Raw genomic sequence first — 16,520 nt, 5'->3', positions numbered from 1 at the left:
GCGGGCTTACCTCCGGGTGCGCGGCTGGGTCCTGCCGGGAGTTCCGAGCAGGCGGAGCAGGCCGAACGTGGCGACGGCGGCGAACGCCACGAAGCCGGCTCCGAGGGCGACGTCCCCGCCGGCGAGGGTGTCGTCCTCGGTGGCGGAGACGAGCAAGGACGTGGTTTCGGCGAGCCCGGTGCTCTCGAGGAGCGTCAGGTGGCCGAGCGAGGTGTCGACGGCGGTCTGGGCGAACGCGCGGACGTCGTCGTCGCGAGTGCCGGCGCGGACGTCGGAGGCGAGCCCGAAGAGGGAGCCGTACTCGGCGCGCAGGCGGTTGACGTAGGCGCGGTCGAACCCGTCGCTCGAGTCCTCGGACAACCCGGAGATCTCGGCGGCCCACCCGCGCTCCTGCTCGGTGGGCTCGGCGGGGAGGGTGACGGCGAGCCGGTCGGCGACCGCGCGCAGGGCGACGTCGAGGCGGGCCTGGTCGTCGGCGATGCGGACGGCGACCGCGCGGACGCGCCGGTTGGTGGCGCGCTCGGCGGCGAGCCTGCTCGCCGGCGTGGCCCACAGCGAGTGCTGCTTCAGGCGCGCCAGCAAGGTGCGGTCGGTCTGCTGCAGCTCGCCGGCGGACGCGGGCAGGGCACAGCCGAGCACGAGCGCGGTCGTGGCGGCGAACAAGGCCACGAATCGGAACGGCATCCCCGTTGTCCCTTCGCGAAGAACGTCTCATCGGGAGTTACGGGAGAAAGGAGTGATCCGGTTCTCCCCGTCACCTTTTAGTGACTGTGACGTACATCACAAGACACAATTTGAACCGGCCGGGCGTGACGACACCGCTAATGGGGTACGGAAACTAATGCATATGGCCTATTAAGTGTTTTTGCGCTACGCTCCGAAGGCCCCACGGTCCGCCAGTCAGGTGAGGTTGCGAGCTTTATGGAAGCACTGGGCAGAGAAAGTCGCGGCCACGTCGGCTCCAGCTCGTCCGCCACCGCGGTCGAGGCGCGCCCCGGCACGGGCGACGACCTCGTCCCACTGCTGTACAAGGACTTCCGCGCCACCCTGTTTTCGCAGGTCCTGGCCCTGACCAACCATGACCGGCAGTGGACCGAGGACGTCGTGCAGGAGACCATGATCCGCGCGTGGCAGCACTCCGGCACGCTCGAACGCGAGCCCGGAATGCTGCGCGGCTGGCTGCTCACGGTGGCGCGCCGGATCGTCATCGACGGCTGGCGAAATCGTCGGGTCCGCCCGCAGGAGGTCGCTCTGGAGATCCCGGAAAACGCCGAGTCCACCGATCGCGCGGACAGTTCGTTAGCCGCACTAACGATTAGCCGGGCATTGTCGGAACTTGACGAGAAATATCAGTCCGTCATCACCGAGACATACCTCGCCGGAAATACCGTCCGGCAAGCGGCGACAAATCTGGGAATTCCCGAGGGAACCGTCAAATCGCGGTTGTACACGGCGATGCGGCAATTGCGGAAGGCGCTCGGGGAAATGGCGGTGCGATGAGGGGGCGGCACCGCGACACCGCGGCCTACGAGCTCGGTGTCCTCGACGATGCGGAAGAGTTCGAAACGCACCTGGACGGCTGTCCCCGGTGCCGGGAGCTGCTCGCCGGGTTCCACCCGGTGTCCGCGGCCCTGGCGGAGGCGGCCCGGCTCGGCTACCTGCCGGGCGGTGGTCCACCGGTCTCCGGCGACCCGGCCGCTGACGGCTCCCCCGCTACCGGCGACCCGGCACCCGCCGAATCCGTCCCGCGGGCCGACGCCGGCTACCCACCACCGAGCCGTCGCCGGACGCCGGACGTGTTCACCGGCCGGCGGGGGCCGGTCACCGGCGCGCTCCTGCTGCTCGCGCTGGGCGTGGCCGTGACGGTCGTCTGCGCGACCCGGCCGACCTCCGCGAGGACCTGGTTCGCATCCGCTGCGTCCATCGTCTCCCCTGCTCAGGTTGTGGCCGGTACCGGCCATGACCTGCGGGATCTCCCGTGGTCAGCCGGCTTCCAGTAGTCTGCCCCAACCCAACATGAAAGTCCTTACGGTGGATACCGAAGTAAATCCCGAGCATCCCGTCAGCGGGGCTTCGGTACCGAAGCGCCCCGCCCCGCGGCTCCCCGGCCGCGAGCCCGAGCTCAGCCGTCTGACCAGCCTGTTTCCCCTCGCGCTGGGCGGCACGGCCGCGAGCGCGGTGCTGGTCGGCGAGTTCGGCATGGGCAAGAGCGCCACGCTCCACACCGCCGCGGCGCTCGCCGCGGACGCCGGCTTCACCGTCGCGGTCGCCACCGGGTCGCGGCTGGAGAGCCACCTGTCCGGTGGGCTCGCCCGCCAGCTGGCCGACGCGCTGGACCCCGGCTCGGCGCAGCTGCCCGCCGAGTGCGGACCGGCCGGCGAGAGCGAAGCACTGGACCGCTTCTTCCGGATCATCCGGGAAGCGACCGAGCGCGGCCCGCTGTTCCTCGGCATCGACAACGTGCACCTCGCCGACGCCTGGTCGATGCGGTGCCTCGCCTACATCCGGCACCGCGTGCTCGACCTGCCGGTGTTGATCATACTCACCTCCCTGATCGGCCACCCGCCGCACCGCGAGGTGGCGCTGCTGGAGATGGCCGGCTGCACGCCCGCCACGATCACCCTCAACGGCCTCGGCGACGCGGGCGCGGCGGAGATCCTCGGCCTGGCTCCCGGCGAGCTCGCCTCCGCCTGCCGCGAGGCGACCGGCGGCAACCCGTACCTGCTGCAGGCGCTGCGCCCGCGGCTGCTGCCCGGCGCGGACCCGCACGAGCTCGGCTCGTCGCTGATCGGGCAGGTCCTCCACACGCGGATGCAGGAGTTCCCGGACGCGCCGGCGATCCTGCACGCGGCCGCGATCCTCGGCGAGGACGCCGGCTTCGACCTGCTGGCCCAGCTCGCCGGCGTCGACGAGCTCGACGCACTGCAGGCGATCGACACGATGGTACGGCTGCACGTGCTGAACAACAGCAACTCACCGACGCTGACCTACCCGTTCGTCCGCAACTCCGTGCTGCGGGACATGCCGCGGACCACGCGGGCGGTCAACCACGCGCGGGCCGCCAAGCTGCTGTCCGAAACCGGCGCGCCGGCCGAGCGCGTCGCCGCGCACCTGCTCGAAGCGACGTCGATCCGGATTCCGTGGGGCGTGGACGTGCTGCGGCTGAGCGCGCGCAACGCCGTGTTCTCCGGCCGTCCCGAGCTGGGCGCGCGGTACCTGCGGCGGGCCCTGGAGGAGCGGCTGACGTCGGGGCGCCGGGTGGCCGTGCTGCTGCAGCTGGCCCACGCGGAGTTCCAGGTCGACCCGCCCGCGGCGGCGCAGCGGGTGCGGGAGGCCGTCGACACCATCGGCAACCGCGACACGGCCGCGTTCATCGCGACGGCGATGCTGCTGTCGCTCTGCGGCGGCCAGGACGCGCGGCTCGCGATCAGCGCGGCCGGCCAGATCGCCGCCCGGCTCGACGCGGGTGGCCCGGACGCCGTGTGGCCGCTGCTGTGCGTGACCTACCTCGCCGAGGCCGGCAGCCGGCTCGGCCCGCCGCCGGAGTTCCGCGACTTCGCGGAGCAGTCGGCGCCGCTGACCGACCCGGCGGCGCGGCGCAGCCGGTCGGCGCTGCTGGCGCTGGACGCCGTCCGCAGCGGCGAGTCGGCACCGGACGCCGTCGGGCACTTCGCCGACGCGTTGACCGGCGACGACGGCGAGCTGTTCGAACAGCACTACTTCTTCACGCTGGCCACGGCGGTGCTCGCCGACGAGCCGGCGCACGTCGACCGGCTGTGCCGGGTCCTCGACGTCGAGCGCGAGCCGTGGGACGTGCACGTGCCGCACGGCGCGCTGCCGACGCTGGCCCGCGGGATCGCGCTGCAGGCCAGCGGCGACCTGCAGCGGGCGAGCGTGCACTTCGAGTCGCTGCTGCGCCGCTTCGACGAGCGCGGCGGGACGACGACGTGCCCGGTCGGTGTGCTGTGCGCGGCGAAGCTCGTCGAATGCTGGGTGGACCTGGGCCGGTTCGAGGCGGCGACGTCGCTGCTGGACCGGATGGACTTCGTCGCGAGCCAGGGGCTGTTCACCCACACCTACCTCCTGTACGCGCGCGGCCGCCTGCGCGTCGCGACCGGGTACACCCGCTTCGGGTTCGAGGACTTGCTGAGCTGCGGGCGCCGGCTCGCCCACCACGGCATGCGGTTCCCGGGTTTCGTGCCGTGGCGCGCGCACGCGGCGCGGGCGGCGCTGGCGCTGGGCCAGGCCGACGACGCGGCCCGCCTGGCCGAAGAGGACATCAACGCCTCCGCCCGCTGGGGTGCGGCGCGGCCGCTGGGCACGGCGCTGACGACGATGGGGCTCGTCCGCGAGGACGACGAAGCCGAGCGGGCGCTGAACAAGGCGATCACGACGCTCCGGTCGTCCCCGGCCCGCCTCCAGCTGGCGACGGCGCTGACCGAGCTCGGCTCGCTGCAGGCGCGCCACGGTCAGTCCGAAAAGGCCATCGAGACGCTGCGGCAGGCCGTCGAGCTCAGTGAGCACTGCGGCGCGCGGCCGCTGGCCCGGCGCGCGGCGGAGGAGCTGCGTTCGGCACGGCGGGCACTGACGCCGGCCAAGGACAACGAGCACGGCTTGACGCGGCAGGAGAACCGGATCGCCGTCATGGCCGCGCAGGGGCTGACGAACCGGGAGATCGCGACCGCGCTGCACCTCACGCGGCGAACGGTGGAGTTGCACCTGTCCGGCGCGTACCGCAAGCTCGGCATCCCCGGCCGCGCGGAACTCGGTGGCGCACTGGCGAAATCCCAGCGCGGCGGCTGAGTTCCCACCGCGCCGACGCGCGTTTCGCTTACTGGGCCCCGAACGCGGCGACTCGATCGCCACGCGCGAGTTCGCGGGCGGCGTCCCGGACCGGTCGAGGTCGTCGGTTAGCGTGAGCCGGTGAACTTCTGGGCAGGGGCGGGAAGCCTCGCGCTGCTGGTCGCGGTGCTGGTCTTCGCGATCGTCCGGCCGCGGGGCTGGCCCGAGGCGGTGGCCGCGGTGCCGGCGGCGGGCGTCGCGCTCCTGCTGGGGCTCGTGCGGCCGGAAGCGGCCGGGACGCGTGCCGTCGAGATCCTGCCGACTTTGGGCTTCCTGGCCGCGATCCTCCTGTTGTCCTTTTTGGCCAGTGTCGACGGCGTGTTCACCTGGCTCGGCAACCGCTTGGCCGAGGCCTGCCACGGCAGGCCGCGCCGGCTGCTCGTGCTCACCTTCGCCGCGGCGGCCGGGGTGACGGCGATCCTCAGCCTGGACGCCACGGTCGTCCTGCTCACCCCGGTGGTCCTGGCGACGGCGACGAGCCTCCGTCTCCCGGCCCGGCCGCACGTCTACGCGTGTGCCCACCTGGCGAACTCGGCGTCGACGCTGCTGCCGGTGTCCAACCTGACGAACCTGCTGGCGTTCGGCGCCTCCGGACTGACATTCGCCGGGTTCACGGCCGCGATGGCGTTGCCCTGGCTGGTCACCATCGCCATCGAACTACTGGTGTTCCTGCGGTTCTTCGCCGTTGACCTCCGCCCGCGCGAGACGGCCTCGCCCGCACAACACCTGGAGCCACCGACGTTCGCGTTGGTCATCCTGGGCCTGACGCTGGCCGGTTTCGCGCTGGGCCCGCTCGGCCACGTCGAGCCGGTGTGGATCGCGGCGCTGGCCGCGCTGATCCTCGGCGTCCGGGCGCTGGCGTCGGGCAAGATCAAGCCGTGGCAGCTGGTGACGGAGGCGGCGCCGCAGCTGGTCCTGTTCGTACTGGGCCTGGCGGTGGTGGTCGAAGCGGTGTCGGAACACCTGCTCGGCGGCCTGCTGCGTGACGTCCTGCCGTCGTCGACGGGCCTGGTCGACCTGCTGCTCGCGGCCGGGGTGGCGGCGTTGCTGGCCAACCTGGTCAACAACCTGCCGGCGACGCTGATCCTGCTGTCGGTGCTGGGCCCGCACCCGGCGCCGGGGGTGTTGCTGGCGGTGCTGCTGGGGGTCAACATCGGCCCGAACGCGAGCTACCTGGGCTCGTTGGCCACGCTGTTGTGGCGCCGCACGCTGCCGGAACACCCGTCGGCGAAGACGTTCCACGCACTGGGAGCGATCACAACGCCCCTGTGCCTGGTGGCGGCGACAGGGGCGTTGTGGCTCAGCTTGGATCTGGTGACGTAGAGGTCAGCTGGGCGTCGTGATCGTCTGGCCCGGCTTCATCGTCGCGCCGCAGTCGTCCAACGGGCCGCCGAAGCGGTCCGCCGCCACCGCCGGGATCGTCTTCGCCGCGTAGTCCTGAGCCGCCTTCAGCTTCGCTGGGTCGGTCACCGCGTCCTTCCGGACCCAGTCGCCGTTGCGCAGACCCTCGATCGGCGAGCTGTAGATCAGCACGTAGTCGCGGTCCAGGCGCGGGTCCAGCGCGATCCCGTTGCCCGCGGCCCACGGGCCCCAGGAGTGGACGAACGTCGGCTTCACCGTGTCGAACACGTAGTCGCGCAGGCCCGCCAGGTCGTTGTCGTGCACCAGGTCGGCGATCGGCTTGTTGACCAGGCCCGCCATGTCGACCAGCTCGAGCCGGCTGGTCATCGACGAACCGCCGAGGTCCGGCAGCAGCAGGGACGCCTTCTGGATGCCCAGGATGTCCGCGTACGTGTTGAACCCGCGGCCGAAGCGGTCGGCCACCAGGCACGCCGTGATGTTCGGGTTCTTCGCGAACTTGTCCGCGGCCTGCGCGAACCCGATCGCCGACGGGACGAACGCCCCCACCAGCACCACGACGATCCCGATCCGCAGCAGCGCCCGGCGGTGCTTGAGCAGCTCACCCGCCGCGAGCGTGCCCGCGATGACGGCCAGCGGCCAGATCGGGCTGGCGAACCGGTGCTGGTACATCCAGTCGGCGACCATCACGCCGTACGCGACGATCCCCAGCCCCAGCGGCACCAGCAGCGCGATCAGCGGACGCCGCCACGGCGCCTTGACCAGCGCGAACACGATCACCAGCGCCAGCAGGACCACCCCGGCCCAGCCCGCGTAGCCGGCCAGCTCGAACGGCCGCTTCACGGCGTCGATGCCGGGCAGGCCCTGCTGCTTGGCCACCGACGGGTTGGCCAGCAGCCGCCCGAACTCCGAGTGCCGCCAGACGACGTACGCGCCGAACGGCACGGCGAACGCCGCCACCGACAGCAGCGCCAGGCGGAAGCTCTTCCAGAACAGGCCACCGCGCAGCAGGAACAGCGCGGCGAGCGGGTACGCGCCCGCGTAGATCAGGCCTTCCGGGCGGGTCAGCGCGGCGAACGCGACCATGACGCCCGCCCACAGCGCGACCTTCGGCGTCAGCAGCTTGTCGCGCTTGACCGAGACGAACAGCGTCACGGCCAGCGTGACGACCACGAACGCGAACAGCGAGTTCTCCAGGCCGGACACGACCCAGATGACGAACGACGGGATCGTCGCCAGCGTCAGGCCGGCGACCAGCGTGACCAGCCAGGCGAAGCGGGTGAAGATCTGCTTCGCGGCGATGTGGCACGCCGTCAGGATGCCGCCGGTGAAGAGCAGGCCCAGCAGCTTCGGGAACAGCACGTAGTCCGGCAGACCGAACAGCAGGCCGTGGTCGAAGAGGCCGACGAGCTTGCCGACGCCGAGCAGCACCATCCACGTCGGGTCGGAGAAGCCCTCGACCGGCGGGGCACCCGGCTGCAGCACCGGGCCGAGGCCGTCGGCGAAGCTGCGGGCGTAGGAGAAGGTGATGGCGGCGTCGTCGACGATCCAGTGGCCGTAGCGGGCGGCATGAACCGCCACGGCGGCCACCCCCGCCAGTACGGCCAGCACCGGCGCCAGCCGAGCGCCCCAGCCCCGCGTGGTCGTCGCGGGCGTGGGCTCCTCGGGGACGTCGCTCGGGGAGGTCTCGGTGAGTGCGCTAGCCGTCATGTCCTCGTCACTGTTCCGCCCGCAGGCCTCTGCCGGTGGGATGCGCACGAGCTGGCGCCCCATGAAGTGAACCCGAGGCCGGGCCCACCGCCGCGGCGTCGCGGTCGAGACACTGTAGCCAATACCCCATCCGGGGTCCGGCACGCGTCGGCATTGAGCGTGATCCACCCCACATTTCAGGTGGTCAGCTCAGGTGCGAGGTGTCGTTGACCAGCCGGACCGAAGCGTTCCCGTCCGGGTAGAACTCGACGATCGACAGCGACGCCAGATCCAGGTGCAGCCGGAACAGCAGCTGCGGGCCGGCGTCGAGGCCCATCCGGAGCAGCGTCTTGATCGGCGTCACGTGGCTGACCAGCACCAACGTCCGGCCGCCGTGCTCGGCGATGAGCTCGTCGCGGGCCTTGCGGACGCGCCGGTGGACGACGTCGAAGCTCTCCCCGCCGGGCGGCGGCACCGCGCTGTCGCCCAGCCACGAACCGTGCAGCTCGGGGTCGCGTTCGGCCGCTTCGGCGAACGTCAGGCCTTCCCAGTCACCGAAGTCGGTCTCGATGAGGCCGGGGTGGGTCTCGACGCGCCCGCCGAGCGCGTCGGCGACGGCCTGCGCGGTCTGCTTGGTGCGGGTGAGCGGCGAGGAGATGATCGGGACGGCCTCGCCGTCGACGACCAGGCCCTCGATCGCGGCCAGCCGCTTCGCCGCCGCGGCGGCCTGCGACCGGCCCAGCTCGGTGAGCGGAACGTCGCCTCGGCCGGAGTAGCGGCGCAGCGCCGACATCTCCGTCTGGCCGTGGCGCAGCAGGAGCAGCCGGGTCGGCGTGCCCTTCGCGCCGGTCCAGGCCACGGCCGCGCGGTCCGGGCGCCGCGTGGGCAGCTTCCGCGGCTTTTCGGGGGTCCGGGTGGCGGAGCCCCCGGCCCGGGGCGAAGCCCCGGATGGTTCCAGTGCGGGCTTCCCCGCGGCGGGCTTGCCGGTGGCCGCGTCCATGGCTTCGTTCGCCAGCCGGTCCGCGTGGGAGTTCTGCGCCCGCGGGATCCACTCGTACTTGACGCGGGAGAAGCCGGCGGCCAGTTCCTTGGCCCGCTCGGCGAGCGGCTGCATGTCCGGGTGCTTGATCTTCCAGCGCCCGGACATCTGCTCCACCACGAGCTTCGAGTCCATCCGGACGTCCACAGTGGACGCTCCGAGCTCGGCCGCGGCGGCCAGCCCGGCGATCAGGCCGTTGTACTCGGCGACGTTGTTGGTGACGACGCCGAGGCTTTCCTTGCGCTCGGCCAAGACCTCGTCGGTCGCGGGATCCTTGACGACAGCGCCGTAGCCGGCCGGGCCCGGGTTGCCCCGCGAACCGCCGTCGGCTTCGACGACGACGTGGTCGGTCACAGACCCGACTCCATGGTCCGGACCAGCACCGCGCCGCAGTTCTCGCACTGGATGACGTCGTCCTCCGGCGCGGCCTTGATCTCGGCGATCGTGTTGCGGTCCAGCTCCAGCTGGCACGCGCCGCAGCGGCGGGCACGCAGCAGCGCGGCGCCGATGCCCTTGTGCTCGCGGACGCGCTCGTACAGCTTCAGCAGCGGCTCCGGGAAGCGCGGCAGCAGCTTCGCGCGGTCTTCGTCGCGGCGCGCGCGGGTCGTGTCGAGGTCCTTGAACGCCTCGTCGCGGCGAGCGACCGCGGCGGCGACCTCGGCCTCGGCCTTGTCGACCTCGGCTCCGGTGCGCTGCGCGTCCAGGCCGAGGGCCTCGCGCTGCTCCATCAGCTCCAGCAGGTCGTCCTCGAGCGCGCTCTGCCGGCGGTGCAGGGTCTGCAGCTCGTGCTCGATGTCGGTCATCTGCTTCGAGTTGACCGAGCCGGACTCGAGGAGCTTGCGGTCGCGGTCCTCGCGGGCGCGCACCGACTCGATCTCCTTCTCCTGCCGGGCGATCTCGCGGTCGAGGTCGGAAGCGGCGGTCTCCACGGACACACGCGCGTCGCGGCGCTCGCGGGCGGTCTTCTCCCCCGCGTCGATTTCCGCCAGCTCGGGCAGGGTGCGACGGCGGTGCGCGGTGCGCGAGAGCTCGGCGTCCACCTTGGCGAGCTCGAGCAACTGGCGCTGCACGGCGGGTTCGGCCTTCACGGTGCTCCTCTAAATCGATGTGCGCTCGGCGCGGACGTTCCACGGGTCGGTGCGCCGCGTGGAGACGTGAACGTCGACGTTACCCGCAAACGCCTGCGCCACGACCAGCGAGGCTTGCCCGCACCACGGCCATTCGCTGGCCCAGTGGGTCAGCCCGACCAGGGCGGGCACCGCGCCCGCGTTCGCGAGGTGCTCGCCGGCGGGGTGATGCCGCAGGTCGGCGGTGACGAAGGCGTCGACCCCGGCCGCGGTGGCCTGCTTCAGGTAGGAGTCCCCGGCCCCGCCGGAGACGGCGACGGTGCGGATCGGGCGGTCCGGGTCGCCCGCGCCGAGCACGCCGGGCACGGTCGCGGGCAGGGCGTCGGCGACGCGCTGGACGAACATCGCGAACGGCTCGGCTTCGGGCAGTTCCCCGAGGCGGCCGATGCCGGTGACGCCGTCTTCGTTGGGTGCCAGCGGGCCGGTCACGCGCAGCCCGATCGCCTCGGCGAGGGCGTCCGAGACGCCGGGGTCGGCGGAGTCGGCGTTGGTGTGCGCGCAGTAGAGCGCGGTGCCGGTGCGGATCATCCGGTGCACCAGCGAGCCCTTCGCGGTGTCGGCCGGCACGCCGTGCACGCCGCGCAGCAGCAGCGGGTGGTGCGCGACGATCAGCTGCGCGCCGAGGTCGGCGGCCTCGTCGACGGTTTCGGCGACCGGGTCGACGCAGAAGAGCACGCGCGTGACGGGCTCGGCGGGGTCACCGCAGACGAGGCCGACGGCGTCCCACGACTCGGCGAGCGCGGGCGGGTAGGCCTGCTCCAGGACGGTGATGATTTCGGAAAGCGCGGGCACCGGGGGATCTTCGCATGTACGGTGCCGGGCCATGCGAGTACTGGCTGTGCTCTTCGCGGTGGTGTCCGGCTTGGTCCTGGCTTCGGTCCCGGCATCGGCTTCGAGCTCGTCGTTGTGGCAGTTGACGGATCTGGCGGCCCAGCGCGTCGCGATCGCCGACAAGGTGGCGGCGGCGAAGTACGGCACGCCGTCCCCGATCGACGACCCGGTGCGCGAGCAGCAGATCTACGACTCGGTGGCGGCGCGGGCGCCGGAGCTCGGCCTCGACCCGGCGGACGCGGTGCGGTTCTTCCACGCCCAGATCGAGGCGAACAAGGTGGTCCAGCGGGGGCTGTACGCACGCTGGGACGCGCACCCGTCGGAGGCCCCGACGACCCGGCCGGACCTGGGCGAGATCCGCCCGGTGATCGACCGGATCAACACGGGGTTGCTGACGGAACTGAGCGCTTCGCTCGCGGTGCGGAAGGCCCGTTCGTGCCCGACGCGTCAACTGGTGGCGGCCGGGGTGGCGGACGTGGTGCACCGCTTCGACGTCCTGCACGCGCATGCTTTGGGCGAAGCGACGTCGGCGACGTGCATCACCCGTTAGGGGCGCCCCGGCGGCGGTCTCACGCCGCCGCCGCGAGCGCCGGGTGGAGCGTCAGTTGCAGTTGCCGCAGCAGCCGCAGCCCTGTCCGGTGCACTTCGAGCAGCACCCGTGCATGATCGCTCTCCTTCCGGTTCACGTCCTCGCGGATTCGACGCTAAGTGGCCGCGCGGGGCAGCGGGTACCGCCGAGCGAGCGGGTGACCGGGTGAACCGGCCGGTTACGCTCGCGAGGTGACGCACCTCGTCTTCGTCTGCTCCGGCAACATCTGCCGCTCCCCGATGGCCGAGCTCGTGTTCCGCGCGCACCTCGACGACGCCGGCCTCGGCGACGCCGTCCGCGTGTCCAGCGCCGGCACCGGGCCCTGGCACGCCGGGGAACCCGCCGACAAGCGCGCCCGCGCGACGCTCAAAGCGCACGGCTACCCCACCGCGCACGTCGCTTCCGAAGTCTCGGACGAAGACCTCGGTGCCGACCTGCTGCTGGCCGCCGACGAAGGCCACGCGGAGTTCCTGCGCTCCCGCGTCGGCGATCCCGCGAAGGTGCGGCTGCTGCGGTCGTTCGACCCCTCGGCCCCCGAAGGCGCCGAAGTCCCGGACCCCTACTACGGCGGTGACGACGGCTTCGACGACGTCCTCGGCATGATCGAACGCTCGGTGCCCGGTTTGCTGGATTGGGTGCGTTCGCGCGGGTAGAAATCACAGGTGACGGAGGTCGGCGGGCGGCCCGGGCGGGGCACGGCCTACCGTGGTGGGGTGCGGTTGCGGTTCCTGCTCAAGCCCGGGTGGCTGGCGCTGACGGTGGTGGTGTTCACCTTCGCCATCTGCTGCTTCACGCTGCTTTCACCCTGGCAGTTCAGCCGCAACACCGAGCGCGAGCAGCAGAACTCCGCGCTCGAGGCGTCCTTCACCGCGCCGCCGCTGCCGCTGACGCAGCTGCTGCCGCCGGGGAGCGTGCCCGACCAGCACACGGAATGGCACCTCGTCTCGATCACCGGCCAGTACCTCGCGGACAAGGAAGTCGTCGCGCGGCTGCGGACGGTCCAGGGCGAGGGCGCCTTCGAGGTGCTGACGCCGATGCGGACCACCGACGGCACGGTCGTCCTGGTCGACCGCGGGTACGTCCGGCTCGACAGCAAGTCCGGCGTGCTGCCGTACGCGCCGCCGCCGGCCGGCATCGTGCAGGTCACCGCGCGGGCGCGCGCCGACGAGACCGACCCGAAGAACCGGGACGCGTTCGCCGACGCGTCGACCGGCGGGCAGCTGCAGAGCTACGTCGTCGACTCGCGGGTGGTCGCCCGAGCCGGGAAGCTCGACATCCGGCCGGGGTACTTCCAGCTCGACACCGGCCAGCCCGGCGTGCTGGGCGCGCTGCCGCTGCCGCAGACCGACTCGGGGCCGTTCTTGTCGTACGCGCTGCAGTGGATCGCGTTCGGCGCGATGGCGGTGCTGGGCTGGCTGTACTTCACCGTGCGCGAGCTGAAGCCGGGCGGCGCGCTGGTTTCCGCGGAGCCTTCCGGGTCTTCCGGGTCGCGCCGGAAGTCCGTGGCGGAGATCCTCGCCGAGGACGAACTCGCCGAAAGTGGCCATCAGAAGTAGCCGGTAAATGGCCCTTCGGTAGTGCCACTTGCCGGGTGATACTCGGGTCATGCTGATCCACCCGTGGGACTCCGCCGAGGACGCCGAGTGGCGTGAGTGGCTGTCCGGGCACGACTTCGGCCAGCTGATCGCCGGCGGCGCGGGCCGCGACCTGCCGGTGGTGACCCCCGCGCACTTCGCGTTCGACGGCGACCACACGGTGGTGACGCACCTGGCCCGGCCGAACCCGATCTGGCCGCTGCTGGAGGAACACCCGCGAGCGCTGCTGACGGTGGTCGACGACTACACCTACATCCGCGCGGACTGGAACACGAACGCGGACCCGGCGTTCGGAGTCCCGACGTCGTACTACGCGACGGTGCAGCTCGAGGGTGACGTGCGGCTGATCGACGATCCGGATTCGAAGGCTTCGTTGCTGCAGAAGCAATTGCGGCATTTCGAGCCGGACGGCGCGCGAGCTCCGGTGAGCGCGGCCGCGGAGTCGCCGGACCGGCGGTTGCTGCCGGGGATCCGCGGGATCGAGTTCACGATCACGGGGGTGCGGGCGAAGTTCAAGTTCGGCGGGAACAAGACGGCGGAGGATCGGGAGCGGATCGGCGCCCGGTTGGCGGACCGCGGTGGGCCGCTGGACGCGGAGGCCTTGGCGCAGCTGCGCCGCCGCGGCTGACGGGGACCCCGCCCCGCCGAGGTCGGGCAGGATCCGGTGCATGACGCAGTGGGGAGTCCGGCCCGGGCCGGAGGGTGGAGCGGCCGCGCTCTTCCGTGAGCTCGAACAGATCCGCGACACCGCCCGGGTGCTCGACCGCGCGCTGGGTGAGGTCGTCATCGACCGGCGCCGTCCGGAGATCCGGGCGCAGGCGCGTGCCTTCGCCGCGGATCTGCGTGCGGCCGCACGCCGTCTCGATGCGGGGTCGTACCTCGACGAGGCCGTCGAGTGCGCTCTGGACATCGCGGCCGGCCTGCCCCTGCTGGGCAATCGGTTCGCGACCTTGGTCCGGGCCCGTGACTCGGGTCAGGCGGTCGAACGGGCTGTCGTGGCGGAGCTCAGGTCGCGGCTCGCCGCGGCGGTCGCGGGGATCACGGCCGACCTCTCGGACCTCGATCTGTCCGGCTTCGGCCGGTCGAGTCGTGAGCTTTCCCAGCCGGGGAACGGTGACCTGCGCCGCCTGTGGGGCGTTGCGTGGACGGCGAAGACGATCTGGCCGCCCGGGCTGGCGCCCAGGGTTCGCGCGCGCTCACGCGAAATCGCCGCGGGCGTGTTCCGCGTCGAGCCGGGCGCTCCGGCCGAGCCGGTGCCGGTTCCGCTGCCCCGGCTCACCTCGCTGGACGTCGAGTTCGGGTGGCAGATCGCCGAAAACCTGTCCACGGAGATCGACCTCGACGCCGCCGCGATCGGGTACGGCGCCGACGGCAGCGCGCTCGACGGCTACCACGTCTTCTTCGACAACGAGCGCAGTCCGTGCGGCGGGATCCGGCAGGCGCGGGCAGACCAGAACGCGAACGAGGACCTGATCCGGATCTCGTTCCGCGAACTGGACGCCGACGTGCGGAAGATCGAGTTCGTCCTGACCCTCTACGACGCCGACACCCGTCGCTTGAGCTTCGCGCTGATCGAAGACCCGTACGTCCGGCTCGTCGGCCCGGACGGCGCCGAGCGGGCCGGCCACGGCCCCGACGGCCTGTCCGGCGGCACCTCGGCGGTCCTGGGCTCGCTGCGCCGCACCCGGCGTGGCTGGTTCTTCCACCCGGAGGCGCGCGAACACCGGAACTGGTGACAGCTCAGCGGGACCGGCGCCGGAAACCGGCCACCACGGCGAGCACCACCGACGTCACCCCGGCCAGCCACCCGACCACCCGGGACAGCTCCACCGCCCGCGTCACGTGCCCGGCATCCGGATTCCGGCCCACCCCGAGCACCGGCAGCTCCGCCACCCCGTGCGGGTACACCGTCCGCCCGCCGACGCGGACCTCCAGGGCCCCCGCGAACGCCGCCTCCACGCGGCCCGCGTTCGGGCTCGGGTGGGCGATCGTGTCGCGGCGCCACGCCCGCCACGCGCCGCCCGCGGAACCGCCGACCACCGGGGCCGCCAAGACCGTCAGTGCCGCCGCCACGCGGGTCGGGACCAGGTGGACCAGCTCGTCGAGCCGGTCGATCGCCCAGTGGCCCTGACGCCCCACGCGCGCCCGGCGGAGCAGGCTCACCGCCCGCGCGCCGAGCAGGCCCGGGACTCCCGCCACCGCGCCCCAGACCAGGGGCGCCACGACCGCGTCCGAAGTGTTCTCCGCCAGCGTCTCCACCGAAGCCCGCGACAGCCCCACCAGCTCCAGGCCGTCGGCCACCCGCGGGTCCAGTTCGGACAGTGTCGCGCGCGCCGGGTCGAAGCGGGACTCCTCGAGGTCGCGGGCCAGCTCCGTGCCCTGCAGAGCCAGGCCGGCCGCGCCGAGGACCGCCCACGTCGTCACCGCCGTCGCCGACGCCTGCACCAGCGGACGGCCGCGGCCGGCGCGCTCGAGCAGCAGACCGCCGGCCACCGCGACACCGGCGACCACGACGCCCGGGCCCTGCGAGAGCCGGCGGAAGGCCGCCACCGGGGGCCTGCGGCGCGGGTCGCCGAGGGCGCCGTCGGCCACCACGCCCAACACCAGTCCGATCGCGCGCGCCGCGCTCACCCGTGCCCCCCGGCAGAAGAAAGTCCAGTACCCGAGGAGGCTACTCGACCCCGCGGCACCGCCTTACTCGACCAGCGCCGCGATCTCCTCGCGCGCCTGGACGACGATGTCGCGCATCGCCCGCTCCGCCCGGTCCGCGTCCCCGTCCGCGACCGCCGCGGCCACCTCCAGGTGCAGCGCCACGGCCTCGGGCTGCGGCTCCGGCGGCATCAGCCCGTGCCCGGTCCGCCCGGTGAGCACCTCCGCGACGACCTCGGACAGCTGCGCGAACATCGGGTTCCCGGACGCGCCGAGCAGCAGGTCGTGGAACGCGATGTCGAACTCGAGGAACGTCGTGAGGTCGCGCGCCCGCGCCGTGCGCGCCAGCCGCTCCGCCAACGCTCCGAGCCGGCCGCGCTCCTCCGGCGTCGCGCGCAGGGCCGCGTACCGCGCCGCGCACGGCTCGATCGCCGACCGCAGCTCGTTCAGCGTCGCGAGCGCCGCCGGGCGTGCGGGGCCGTCGAGCTGCCAGCGGATCAGCCGCGGGTCGTAGTGGTTCCACTCCGCCGGCTCCCGGACGGTCACCCCGACCCGGCGCTTGCTGCTGGTCAGCCGCATCGTCTCCAGGACTCGCACGACTTCGCGCGCCACAGTCCGCGAAGCTCCGAAGCGCTCTTGAAGCTCTTCGGAGCGCAACACGGTGCCCGGCGTCAGCGATCCGTTCGCGATCGCCGCGCCCAGCGCGTCCAGTACCTGCTCGTGCCTGTCGGTCCCCACTCCCTCAACCTAGCGATCTGATTCGATTAAGTAGTACTTCATCTTGAATAAGTAGTACTTTT

The 16,520-nt window shown here is 72.4% G+C and carries 16 protein-coding genes; 9 read left to right on the top strand and 7 right to left on the bottom strand.

Annotation, left to right across the window (positions count from 1 at the left end):
* Positions 1-6: 6 nt before the first annotated feature.
* Complete coding sequence (locus AB0M59_RS20255) at positions 7-684, bottom strand: DUF4142 domain-containing protein (RefSeq protein WP_364617044.1); 678 nt, start codon at positions 682-684, stop codon at positions 7-9.
* A gap of 237 nt (positions 685-921) precedes the next feature.
* On the opposite strand from AB0M59_RS20255, the gene AB0M59_RS20250 reads away from it, so the two are divergent.
* The 4 genes from AB0M59_RS20250 to AB0M59_RS20235 all read left to right on the top strand — a co-directional run bounded on the left by AB0M59_RS20250 (position 922) and on the right by AB0M59_RS20235 (position 6,165).
* A complete protein-coding gene (locus AB0M59_RS20250; RefSeq protein WP_364617043.1) occupies positions 922-1,500 on the top strand; it encodes a sigma-70 family RNA polymerase sigma factor in 579 nt (192 codons plus the stop codon).
* The gene (locus AB0M59_RS20245; protein WP_364617042.1) at positions 1,497-2,000 is read left to right on the top strand and encodes a zf-HC2 domain-containing protein; all 504 of its coding nucleotides are present in this window, start codon (positions 1,497-1,499) and stop codon (positions 1,998-2,000) included. Before AB0M59_RS20250 ends, AB0M59_RS20245 begins: the two co-directional genes overlap by 4 nt.
* A 31-nt stretch (positions 2,001-2,031) precedes the next feature.
* Positions 2,032-4,803, top strand: coding sequence for an AAA family ATPase (locus tag AB0M59_RS20240; protein ID WP_364617041.1), 2,772 nt, complete (start codon positions 2,032-2,034; stop codon positions 4,801-4,803).
* A 120-nt stretch (positions 4,804-4,923) separates the two neighbouring features.
* The gene (locus tag AB0M59_RS20235; RefSeq protein WP_364617040.1) at positions 4,924-6,165 is read left to right on the top strand and encodes an SLC13 family permease; all 1,242 of its coding nucleotides are present in this window, start codon (positions 4,924-4,926) and stop codon (positions 6,163-6,165) included.
* Between the two features lie 3 nt (positions 6,166-6,168).
* On the opposite strand, the gene AB0M59_RS20230 is transcribed toward AB0M59_RS20235, so the two are convergent.
* The 4 genes from AB0M59_RS20230 to AB0M59_RS20215 all read right to left on the bottom strand — a co-directional run bounded on the left by AB0M59_RS20230 (position 6,169) and on the right by AB0M59_RS20215 (position 10,848).
* Entirely contained in the window at positions 6,169-7,911 is a 1,743-nt protein-coding gene (locus AB0M59_RS20230; RefSeq protein ID WP_364617039.1) for a hypothetical protein, read from the bottom strand.
* 184 nt (positions 7,912-8,095) lie between these two features.
* Entirely contained in the window at positions 8,096-9,283 is a 1,188-nt protein-coding gene (locus AB0M59_RS20225; protein ID WP_364617038.1) for a bifunctional RNase H/acid phosphatase, read from the bottom strand.
* Entirely contained in the window at positions 9,280-10,017 is a 738-nt protein-coding gene (locus tag AB0M59_RS20220; RefSeq protein WP_364617037.1) for a C4-type zinc ribbon domain-containing protein, read from the bottom strand. The genes AB0M59_RS20225 and AB0M59_RS20220 overlap by 4 nt, the downstream gene beginning before the upstream one ends.
* Before the next feature lie 9 nt (positions 10,018-10,026).
* Positions 10,027-10,848 carry a Nif3-like dinuclear metal center hexameric protein gene (locus AB0M59_RS20215; protein ID WP_364617035.1) on the bottom strand — a complete coding sequence of 274 codons (822 nt, stop codon included), beginning with the start codon at positions 10,846-10,848 and terminating at the stop codon, positions 10,027-10,029.
* A 31-nt stretch (positions 10,849-10,879) separates the two neighbouring features.
* On the opposite strand from AB0M59_RS20215, the gene AB0M59_RS20210 reads away from it, so the two are divergent.
* The 5 genes from AB0M59_RS20210 to AB0M59_RS20190 all read left to right on the top strand — a co-directional run bounded on the left by AB0M59_RS20210 (position 10,880) and on the right by AB0M59_RS20190 (position 14,807).
* On the top strand, positions 10,880-11,437 hold the full coding sequence (locus AB0M59_RS20210; RefSeq protein ID WP_364617033.1) for a chorismate mutase: 558 nt from the start codon (positions 10,880-10,882) through the stop codon (positions 11,435-11,437).
* 230 nt (positions 11,438-11,667) lie between these two features.
* On the top strand, positions 11,668-12,129 hold the full coding sequence (locus AB0M59_RS20205) for a low molecular weight protein-tyrosine-phosphatase (RefSeq protein WP_364617031.1): 462 nt from the start codon (positions 11,668-11,670) through the stop codon (positions 12,127-12,129).
* A 60-nt stretch (positions 12,130-12,189) separates the two neighbouring features.
* Positions 12,190-13,032, top strand: coding sequence for an SURF1 family cytochrome oxidase biogenesis protein (locus tag AB0M59_RS20200; RefSeq protein ID WP_364617029.1), 843 nt, complete (start codon positions 12,190-12,192; stop codon positions 13,030-13,032).
* A 49-nt stretch (positions 13,033-13,081) separates the two neighbouring features.
* Positions 13,082-13,699, top strand: coding sequence for an FMN-binding negative transcriptional regulator (locus tag AB0M59_RS20195; protein WP_364617025.1), 618 nt, complete (start codon positions 13,082-13,084; stop codon positions 13,697-13,699).
* A 40-nt stretch (positions 13,700-13,739) separates the two neighbouring features.
* Positions 13,740-14,807 carry a TerD family protein gene (locus tag AB0M59_RS20190; RefSeq protein WP_364617023.1) on the top strand — a complete coding sequence of 356 codons (1,068 nt, stop codon included), beginning with the start codon at positions 13,740-13,742 and terminating at the stop codon, positions 14,805-14,807.
* Positions 14,808-14,811: 4 nt separating this feature from the next.
* Here the strand turns inward: AB0M59_RS20190 and AB0M59_RS20185 are convergent, their stop codons facing one another.
* Together AB0M59_RS20185 and AB0M59_RS20180 are read right to left on the bottom strand one after the other, a co-directional pair.
* Positions 14,812-15,702 carry a cobalamin biosynthesis protein gene (locus tag AB0M59_RS20185; RefSeq protein ID WP_364617021.1) on the bottom strand — a complete coding sequence of 297 codons (891 nt, stop codon included), beginning with the start codon at positions 15,700-15,702 and terminating at the stop codon, positions 14,812-14,814.
* Positions 15,703-15,765: 63 nt separating this feature from the next.
* Complete coding sequence (locus tag AB0M59_RS20180) at positions 15,766-16,458, bottom strand: FCD domain-containing protein (protein WP_364617019.1); 693 nt, start codon at positions 16,456-16,458, stop codon at positions 15,766-15,768.
* Between the last annotated feature and the right edge of the window lie 62 nt (positions 16,459-16,520).

It is taken from the genome of Amycolatopsis sp. NPDC051371 (genome assembly GCF_040682155.1).
GTDB lineage: Bacteria > Actinomycetota > Actinomycetes > Mycobacteriales > Pseudonocardiaceae > Amycolatopsis.
The sequence above is the reverse complement of the archived record's forward strand: the minus strand, read 5'-3'. Positions and strand labels throughout refer to the sequence as shown.

What these genes read in the sequence shown, in the direction of transcription:
- AB0M59_RS20210 (WP_364617033.1), top strand. Translation starts at nt 10,880, where the DNA reads ATGCGAGTACTGGCTGTGCTCTTCGCGGTGGTGTCCGGCTTGGTCCTG.
- AB0M59_RS20230 (WP_364617039.1), bottom strand. Translation starts at nt 7,911, where the DNA reads ATGACGGCTAGCGCACTCACCGAGACCTCCCCGAGCGACGTCCCCGAG.
- AB0M59_RS20250 (WP_364617043.1), top strand. Translation starts at nt 922, where the DNA reads ATGGAAGCACTGGGCAGAGAAAGTCGCGGCCACGTCGGCTCCAGCTCG.
- AB0M59_RS20245 (WP_364617042.1), top strand. Translation starts at nt 1,497, where the DNA reads ATGAGGGGGCGGCACCGCGACACCGCGGCCTACGAGCTCGGTGTCCTC.
- AB0M59_RS20255 (WP_364617044.1), bottom strand. Translation starts at nt 684, where the DNA reads ATGCCGTTCCGATTCGTGGCCTTGTTCGCCGCCACGACCGCGCTCGTG.
- AB0M59_RS20195 (WP_364617025.1), top strand. Translation starts at nt 13,082, where the DNA reads ATGCTGATCCACCCGTGGGACTCCGCCGAGGACGCCGAGTGGCGTGAG.
- AB0M59_RS20190 (WP_364617023.1), top strand. Translation starts at nt 13,740, where the DNA reads ATGACGCAGTGGGGAGTCCGGCCCGGGCCGGAGGGTGGAGCGGCCGCG.